Origin of the sequence: Microcystis sp. LE19-41.2A, assembly GCF_027530405.1 — a bacterium.
Lineage (GTDB): Bacteria > Cyanobacteriota > Cyanobacteriia > Cyanobacteriales > Microcystaceae > Microcystis > Microcystis aeruginosa.
This window is the reverse complement of sequence record NZ_JAPZQJ010000427.1, coordinates 1-9,035: the sequence shown is the minus strand read 5'-3', so window position 1 is coordinate 9,035 and position 9,035 is coordinate 1. Positions and strand designations below refer to the sequence as shown.

Here is a 9,035-nt window from a genome sequence, read left to right as displayed (position 1 = left end):
TGCAACGTACAGGATTATAAGGAATGAAACTCTTATAGAGAAAGACATTTGGCGATTTTTGTCAATTGTTTTCGATCTAGAGCGAACTAATCAATTAAGTCTCTTGCCAGATAAGGATTTAGTCGATTTATGCTCCCCTATCGAACCATACCAAGTAACGAAGAGCCTTTTTTTTTAGCATACTTACTCTCCAGCTAATCGAAGAACATCATTGACAACTTTATCAGTTAGCCACATTCCTTGATGGCGTAACTTAGCAATAACGGGAGCAACAGAAGATAGATAGCCCTGCTGCTTCGCTTTAACTAAAACACCAAGCGTTCCTGAATATTTCAAGCGATATAAATCGGCAATACGTCGGGCTAACTGATCATCAAAAATCAGTAAACTATCTGGATTTTCTAATCCCAAAGCTAATACCTCTGCTTCTCCTTGCCCTAAATCAATAATAGCTGGAATTAGACTGACTGATTTAACCAGAGTAATTGAAATCCATTCAATCGCCTGAATATTGGGAACATCAATTCCTTTATTTTTACCGATTGCTAATTCTTCGATTACTGCTGGAGGAGTCAGGATTTGAGAATACAAGCGTTGGAGCAATTCCAAATAGCCCACTTGATGTAAGTACAGTAGAGGAGAGGTGTTGACAATGACTTGAGGATTAGGCATTGACAATATCTTGTTCCAATTGTTCAGTCGTTAAAGAAAAAGGGGAGACTTGATAACGCCCCAAAATAGTTAGAAATTCTACTCGTGACATTCCGGCTAATTGTGCTGCACGTCCTGAAGATAACTTGTCAAGTTCAAAGAGTTTAACGGCTGCCAATATTTTTAATTCTCTCGATAGATTTTCGGGAGTTTCCTTGAGACTAATTAAGATTTCTTCAGGGATTTCAAGGGAAATAGTGCTCATTTTCTTTCTCTCTCAATAATTGTCTCTATTCTACACCAATAAAATTAGTCCTTCTCTGTGAGCAGAATCAGTAACGGGTTTCCCCTCTCCAGCCGACAGAATGAGCAGGTGCAGTCTATCTTGTCCTCAAGGGGTTGGAGACCAAGCCTCTTCGGCTTTATGGCAATATAATCGTGCTTAATTTGGGTTAGCGATCGCGTTGAGGGGCAGTCAAGGGAGAACGCCTACCGAATCCGACATACTGCGCCACAATACCTCACCGAAGACAATAGTTCGCCTGAGAAGGAGTAAAACAGGGGAAACTAATTGAGATTCCTTGCTTTGGGAGTCGCTGCTAGGGGGAGAAATATAAAGATTTGTTAAAATTGTAGCTTTTGATACTTTATCGGGGGGGGGAGCGTGTATTGTTCTGTTGTCCATCTTTGTTGTTGAGTTGGGCTGTTGTTTTACCTAATGCGTAGAAAATATTTTTCAGAGGCAATATTTATGAAAAGTTTGACTTTATCTTTAGCTCTTGGAACTGCTGTAGTGGCAACTTTTGCCTTTAATAAAGATGCTCCTGCTAGAGCTTTGTCAATAGGGGATATTCCGAATGAAGAAATACCTTCTTGGCTAGATTTAGATCGTTACGCACTTGCTTACTATGACTACAGATTAACACCAGGTCTTATAGGGCAATACACAACTTTTGAGGCGGGTAGTCAATCACTGTTTGATGAAACACAAAGCGGAATTGAAAGTGTTTCAGGTTTGACGTGGATATCCGGACAAGGTTATGTCAGTAATGAAGTAGGAAGCGTACCGACCGCAACTTATACTTGGAAAAATGTAAGAGTACCAACCAATCAAAAGAATTTCAAGCAGGCTATTGATTTTATTGGAGGCGTTAAAATACTAGGTATTACTGTAACAACTGATGATCCTAAAGATGTAATAGAATTCCCTACTTTTGTTTTTCTTGAACCGCAAAACATATTGGTTATTAATGCTCCAATTAAACCACAACCAAAAACCGTCACAGTAAAAGTTAGCTTTACAGACAAACTGCCCCCAAACAATCTATTATTCGCCAGCACACCAATAGTTATTGAACAAGGATATATCCTTGATCAATGTACTCCTATTCCCGAACCTTCCTCCACCCTCGGCTTCCTTGCCCTCGGCACTCTCGGTGCATCCTCAATCCTCAAACGCAAACTAAAGTCATCCAAATTCTTAGAAATGGAAACTACAAAAGTCTCCTAAAAACCATCAATGAAAAACTTGCGATCGCCCCTTCATTTAGTCACTTGAAGGGGTTTATTTTTACCATCTTTTTTAACCTTAAAAAAATCTCAGTGACCTTAGAAAAAGGTGAGAAACTCGGCTGGATTGATAATTGGAATCCCTTGATAAGTATCGATAATTAAAAAATCACTTTTTTTGCGATCATAACTCGTGGTTAAATTAATCTGATGTTCGCGTTAAGGCTATTTTGAGACTTCCTCAACGAGGGAATCAGTGTTCCAGCCAATGACAGAATAAGGGTTTCAGCTTATCCCGAACTTACGTTAATTAGTCATCCCAATCTGAATTCCTAGAAAATAAAGTTAATCTAAACATTTGCCTGACTTAGAGAATCTTGATTCTGGTTTTTTTGTAAGAGTTGAATGGGTTGATGAGTAACCAGAGAATAGAGAACATCAGGGTCAGAAACGTTGAATCCTGTAATAAAACTTTACATTGACAAGTATGGTTCTTCGTTACTTAGTATAGTTCGATAGGGTGGCATAAATCGACTAAATTCTTATCTGGCAAGAGATTTAATTGATTAGTTCGCTCTAGATCGAAAACAATTGATAAAAATCGCTAAATGCCTTTCTATATAAGGATTTCATCTTTGGCAATCCTTTCCTTTGCATAAAACAAACCGAAGAACCTTATTTAGGGTTTGCGGCAAAAAGCTTTTCGGTGGTGGCAGGGTGTGGGGTAGTGGGGGAGTGGAGCATTTGGCTGAAATTTCCCTAAACCCCTAAATCCCTATCACCCTATCACCCGACTCCTGAATACTGACTCCGCGAGAGATTAACTTGCTTGGGAGGAGACAAAACCCGATAACTCGCGAAAACGGATCTCATCGCGGTGGGGATCAGAGCGACTAACTTGTACTTGAAAGCGATCGCCTAAAGATACCGAACGCTCAAAACGATGGGGTAATTCTAACCCCAATTCCTCCAATAAAATTAAGCCTAAATTTTCCTCTTCCCGCAGCCAGCGTAAAACCAAAGCTTGCCAGACTTGATCTCCCTGTCGTCGCAAAAATTCCAAACTCCAATAACGATTAGTTTGTCGTTCCACCGAGGTGGCTTCTTGGGCCGAACTAGCGACACTATAGAGAATTTCCTGCATTCTATCCCGGGTAAAAGGCAGTTGATCGCCCCGGAGATGGGCTTTTAGTTGAAAATGGGTCAAAAGGTCAGTATAACGGCGAATTGGCGAAGTTACTTGGGAATAGGTATTCAATCCCAGACTAGCATGACGGTTAGGAATCGTCGTCATCTCACTGCGCGGCATACAGCGACGCAAGGCACAGGAACGCACCGGGCCCGCAGGTAGTAAAATTAACTCCTCATCGGGGGGTAATTCCGGTTGTGGTTGTCCGCGGAAAGGCACGGGGATCTCGTGTTCCTGACAGTAGCGACCGGCGATTTCTCCAGCTAAAATCATCATTTCCGCGACTAATTGCCGAGATGGGGAAACTTCCTGCAATTCTACGATAATTTCGTCGTTATCCTTCACCTTAATCGATGATTCTGGCATTTGGATGTTAATCGATCCCTGAGATTTGCGCCATGCGTGGCGTTGTTTGGCCCAACGGTTGAGAATCTTCACTTCCGGTTCATGCTGCAGATCCAGATGTAACATTTCGTCCACATCTTCGTAGGTGAGGCGATAGGTAGGTTTAATTGTACTAGGATGGATCCGATAATCGGCGATCGCCCCCGTTTCATCGAGGATTACCCCAAAACTCAATGCGGGACAAAGTTTACCCTGTACCAAACTCATTGGACCGGCGGCCAACTCTAGGGGAAACATGGGAACCATTCCCGTGGGAAGATAAAGACTGGTACTGCGACGACGTGCTTCTAGGTCTAATTCATCATCGGGAAGCACTAAACGGCTAGGATCGGCAATATGGATCCAGAGACGATGACCACCATCCGCAAGCATTTCCACCGATAATCCGTCATCGATTTCCTCGGTACTTTCATCGTCGATGGTATAAATTTTTTGGTGGGTTAAATCGAGACGATTGTTGACATCCGCATCCGCAGGGGGATTGAGTAAATTAAGACGCGCCACATCAAGTACCTTTTTCGAGAATTGAACGGGGTAGGAACTGCGTCGCAGGAAAAGGTTTTCGTGACTACTCCACCATTTCAAATCGACTAACAATTCAAAAGCAGCCTCGGGGGTTTGGGAACGGCCCAGCAGCGAGAGTATGTCCATGGCTGCTGGATATTTTTGTTCGGGTTGGAGGATAAATTTTTCTAGAGATTCCAGACGAATTCGATCGCTTTCTGACCATTCTACCGTTCCACTGGCCAGGGCCTGTTGGAGACGTTGGAGAAATTGGCTTTTTTCCCGTTGACGCTGTTGTTCCACCTCTAGCTGGTGTTTGATTTCCTCTACCTGATTTTCCGATCGGGCTTCGTAACCATCCCCTTTATTTTTAAAATAAACTTTATCATCACTCAAGAGACAATGGGCCGCATAGCAAAACTGCGGACTGCGATCGGAAAAGAGAATCTCGGCCATGGTTTCGGGAGTGACTAACTGATTTTCCCCGGCTAATAATTCCCAGGCCACTTCTAAACCACTAGCATCTAGATAGGGTTGGACTTCCCGCAGAAAATTGCCAATCTCCATATAGTTGGACGGACCTGCTTTGATAATGTAATCGAAGCGTTGGGGACGCAGTTTATGCGGGTTTCCCCCTTGATCGATGACGATCCAATCTTTTTTACCTTCTGGGCGATCGATCACCCCTAAGCGCCTTTCTCCTTGAACTCGAAATTCTACCAGCGTTCCCTTTTCCACTGCTTCCCCTTACTGCCTATCTATTTTGTCTATTTTCTATCATCCTCGATCGATTACTCGATCGGCAAGAGCAATCAACAATCCCCACCCACTAGATAGGTATAACGTCGCAAACTGCGTTCATAATCCTGTAGGAGTAATTGGGATTCTTCCACAGTCATGCGATTTTCCTGCAAAGCTTGTTCACAACGAAGACGAATTCTTTCTAACAGGTCTTCTGCGGAATACTGCACATAACTTAATACTTCCGTGATCGTATCTCCTTTGACTAGATACTCGATATCGTATCCCTTGGGACTCATCTGAATATGTACCACGTTAGTATCGCCAAAAAGATTATGTAAATTGCCCATAATCTCTTGATAAGCACCCACCAAAAACATTCCTAGATAATAGGGTTCTGGAGAATGTTTACCGTTTTTGTACTCCAACGGATGCAATTCTAAAACTGATTTTACGTCCCCGCGCAAATCGATAAACTGGGCAATTTTCCCGTCACTATCACAGGTTAAATCGGCGAGAATCCCTCTTTGGGTAGGTTCTCGATCGAGACGATGGATCGGCATAATTGGAAATAGTTGATCGATCGCCCAACTATCGGGAACTGACTGAAAAACCGAGAGATTGGCATAATAAATTGAGGCCATAATTTGCTCTAAGTCTTCCAAGTCATCGGGAACATAATCCTGTTGTCGGGCCACTTGCAGAATTTTGTGACAACAAGCCCAGTACAATTGTTCGGCTCTAGCTCGTTCTTTGAGACTGAGATAACCGAAATTAAACAGACTAATCGCCTCCTCTTTGAACTGTCCCGCATCGTGATAAGCTTCCTGATAATTGCGCTCATCGATACCCGTGTAGGTTTCCCAGAGATTACGGAGGATGAGGTGTTCTTTCCCATTGCAGGGATCGGGAGGGTTTTGGGGAACCTCACTACTTCCCAAGATATCAAAGACTAACACCGATTGATGAGAAGCGATCGCCCTGCCACTTTCACTGATGAGAATTGGGGGTGAAATCTGGGCATCTTCACAAGCTTCCTTGACCTCAGCCACGATATCATTGGCATAATTCTGCATATTGTAGTTTTTTGAGGCGTAGAAGTTAGTTTTTGAGCCATCGTAATCGACCCCTAAACCACCCCCCACATCGAGATAGGTCATATTTGCCCCTAATTTCGCTAATTCCACATAAATCTGACTAGCTTCGCGAATGGCATCTTTAATGACGCTAATAGCGGAGATTTGCGACCCAATATGATAGTGCAGCAGTTGCAGACAATCTAACATCCCCGCTTGTTCTAATTCCGTCACCACCGTTAGGATTTCCGGGACGGTTAAACCGAATTTTGCCCGGTCTCCGGTGGAACATCCCCAACGGCCCACCCCTTTTGTCCCCAGTTTCGCACGCACTCCCAAATGAGGGGCAATTCCTAACTGACGACTGACGCGCAGGGTTAAATATAATTCTTCCAATTGTTCGATGACAATCAAAGGCCGATGACCGAGACGAGTGGTCAAAAGAGCGGTTTCGATGTATTCTTTGTCCTTATAGCCGTTACAAATTAGCAATGGTTGTGTTTTGTCATTTTTGCCGTTTAAGGCAGGTTCTAGGGTAGCTAAAGCAATCATTAGCTCAGGTTTTGAACCAGCCTCAAGCCCAAATTGATAGGGTTTACCAAAACGCACTAAAGACTCGACGATGTGACGGTGTTGATTGCACTTGATCGGATAGACACCGCGATAGACGTTGGGATAATTATAACGGGCGATCGCTCGGTTAAAACAGGCATTCAGGCGCTCGATCCGGTCTTCCAAAATATCACTAAACCGAATTAACAGGGGTAAACCGATATTTCGCCGCTTAATCGCCGAAACTAACTCGTATAAGTCCAAAGAACCGCCCCTTTCTCCCTGAGGCGAGACGGTAATATTTCCTGCGGCATTAATCGAGAAATAAGGTTCTCCCCAGCCTTGGATGCGATAGAGATTTTCGCTATCTTCGATCGACCAATGTTTAACGGGGGCAACTTTTTCGAGGTTGTTACCGTCAGAAGGGGTCAGATCGATTGGAGATAATTGCTTTTCTAGTTTCTTAAGTTGAGTTTTACCCGCCATTGTCTATCGATCGCTCCGTGTGAGACTCCGATCTTCTATCTTAAGTCAGACTTCCTGTCTGCGACCAAGATTCCGATCGTGATAGAATCTATTAGCCCTCAGGAGGCAGGATTCAGGAGACAGGATTCAGGAGACAGGAGACAGGAGATAGGAGATTATTTGTATTTTCTCCCCATCCCCCATCACCCTAGGGTTGATTCATAGTAGGGTTGATTCATGAATCAACCCTACCCATCACCCCGTTCCCCTGTTCCCTTCTCCCCAAAATTTTATAGTGAACCGCTTATGCAATTATTAGACTCAAAAGGACGTTTATTCGGTAAATTTAGCTTGCTTGATATTGGAGCGGCCTTAGTAATTTTATTGACAATTATCGGTATTTTTGTTGTACCGGGGACAAGTGGTAAAAGTACGATCGCTCAAGTTACCAAAGAACCCATAGAAGTGGATGTTATTGTCCGGGGTTTAAGTGTTCTCAATCCCAACGCCTTGATTAATCAATTTAATACCGAGAAGAAAACTAATATTGTTATTCGTAATCAACCGGCCGGTCAAGTGGATATAAAAAATGTTAAACCTTTATCGAGAAATGTCTTAGTTCCGCAGCCGGATGGTAGTGTGAAAGTCCTACCGGATCCCCGCACGGAAAACTATTCTCAAGATATGATTATGACTCTCAGTGGTCAAGCGGAAGTTACAGATACTGGTGCGGTTGTTGGCGGTCAAAAGGTGAAAATTGGCACTTTAATCGAGTTAGAAGGAGATAATTATAATTTCAACACCAGTGTTATCGATGTCCGTTTACCAAAAAGGTCTTAGTTAGTAAACAGTGAGCAGTAAACAGTGAAAAGACAGCAGGAAACTTCCATGTAACACTGCTCACTTGAAAACTCAAATCTGATAACTGATAACTGATAACTGATAACTGATAAGAGGATTAACTGCTATTTATACACCGCCTTTAGCTCGTTTGATCGAGCAGTTACAAAAATTACCCGGGGTGGGACCCAAAAGCGCTCAACGTCTGGCCCTCTATATTCTCAAACGACCGGAACAAGATGCGATCGAATTGGCCCAGGCGATCGTGGCAGCCAAAAAACAAGTAGGATTATGTCAGGTTTGTTTTCATCTTTCGGCCGAACCGATCTGCGAAATTTGCCGCAATCCTAACCGGGAAACGGGGACTATCTGTGTGGTAGCTGACTCCAGAGATGTGATTGCTTTGGAGAAAACTAGGGAATATTCGGGCAAATATCACGTTTTGGGCGGTGTTATCTCGCCTATGGATGGGATTGGACCGGATCAATTAAATATACAGTCTTTAGTCACCAGAGTCAGCCAGAAAAAAATTCAGGAAGTTATCTTAGCTATCAGTCCCAGTGTCGAGGGAGAAACCACGACTTTGTATATCGGGGGTTTACTGAAACCCTTCACTAAAGTTACCCGTATCGCTTTTGGGTTGCCCATGGGCGGCGATCTGGAATACGCTGATGAAGTAACCTTAGCGAGAGCTTTAGAAGGTCGTCGGGAATTGTAAAATCTCGCCAAGGTTGGGATTAAGTAGGGTTTGCTGAATAAATGTGAAATGTAGGCAAGGTAAGGGTTTTGTGGCTTTTCTCGTGAAACAGGTGCAAGATTTTGAAAGAATCGTGCTTCAACACCTTGCGTCTTCATCGGCCCGTGTCCTGTAGGGGCGAAGCATTCGGGCAATAACCTATCGGTGAAACGTAGATTTTCTATCCGAATGCTTCGCCCGTACTTTTTGCCGCAAACCCTAAGTAGGGCTTGCTGAATAAATCTAAAAACCTTGTTGGATAAGACTTTTGGACTTTTTTCCCCTCAAAAAGTACCAGATATGGGAGTGATCAGGGGGAAATTCAGGGACTTTTTCCCTGAAAATTAGGTAATTGACCCCCTCAAAA

The 9,035-nt window shown here is 43.4% G+C and carries 7 protein-coding genes; 3 read left to right on the top strand and 4 right to left on the bottom strand.

The genetic code is table 11. The features are described 5' to 3' along the window. Positions 1 to 183 precede the first annotated feature (183 nt). Both O9290_RS17715 and O9290_RS17710 read right to left on the bottom strand, forming a co-directional pair. Positions 184 to 672, bottom strand: coding sequence for a PIN domain-containing protein (locus O9290_RS17715; protein ID WP_004162544.1), 489 nt, complete (start codon positions 670 to 672; stop codon positions 184 to 186). After that, on the bottom strand, positions 665 to 916 hold the full coding sequence (locus tag O9290_RS17710; protein ID WP_002764591.1) for a UPF0175 family protein: 252 nt from the start codon (positions 914 to 916) through the stop codon (positions 665 to 667). Before O9290_RS17710 ends, O9290_RS17715 begins: the two co-directional genes overlap by 8 nt. A gap of 486 nt (positions 917 to 1,402) precedes the next feature. On the opposite strand from O9290_RS17710, the gene O9290_RS17705 reads away from it, so the two are divergent. Next, positions 1,403 to 2,161, top strand: coding sequence for a PEP-CTERM sorting domain-containing protein (locus O9290_RS17705; protein ID WP_288059888.1), 759 nt, complete (start codon positions 1,403 to 1,405; stop codon positions 2,159 to 2,161). An 819-nt stretch (positions 2,162 to 2,980) separates the two neighbouring features. On the opposite strand, the gene O9290_RS17700 is transcribed toward O9290_RS17705, so the two are convergent. Beyond that, a complete protein-coding gene (locus O9290_RS17700) occupies positions 2,981 to 4,996 on the bottom strand; it encodes a ribonuclease catalytic domain-containing protein (RefSeq protein ID WP_288024622.1) in 2,016 nt (671 codons plus the stop codon). A gap of 74 nt (positions 4,997 to 5,070) precedes the next feature. Further along, positions 5,071 to 7,113 (bottom strand): biosynthetic arginine decarboxylase, encoded by a 2,043-nt coding sequence (speA, locus tag O9290_RS17695; protein WP_288059887.1) that lies wholly within the window; start codon positions 7,111 to 7,113, stop codon positions 5,071 to 5,073. 285 nt (positions 7,114 to 7,398) lie between these two features. Here speA and O9290_RS17690 point away from each other — a divergent pair, with 285 nt between their 5' ends. Both O9290_RS17690 and recR read left to right on the top strand, forming a co-directional pair. Continuing rightward, positions 7,399 to 7,932, top strand: a complete 534-nt coding sequence (locus tag O9290_RS17690; protein ID WP_002737551.1) for a DUF4330 domain-containing protein — start codon at positions 7,399 to 7,401, stop codon at positions 7,930 to 7,932. A gap of 127 nt (positions 7,933 to 8,059) precedes the next feature. Further along, positions 8,060 to 8,650 (top strand): recombination mediator RecR, encoded by a 591-nt coding sequence (recR, locus tag O9290_RS17685; RefSeq protein WP_043999193.1) that lies wholly within the window; start codon positions 8,060 to 8,062, stop codon positions 8,648 to 8,650. Positions 8,651 to 9,035: the final 385 nt, after the last annotated feature.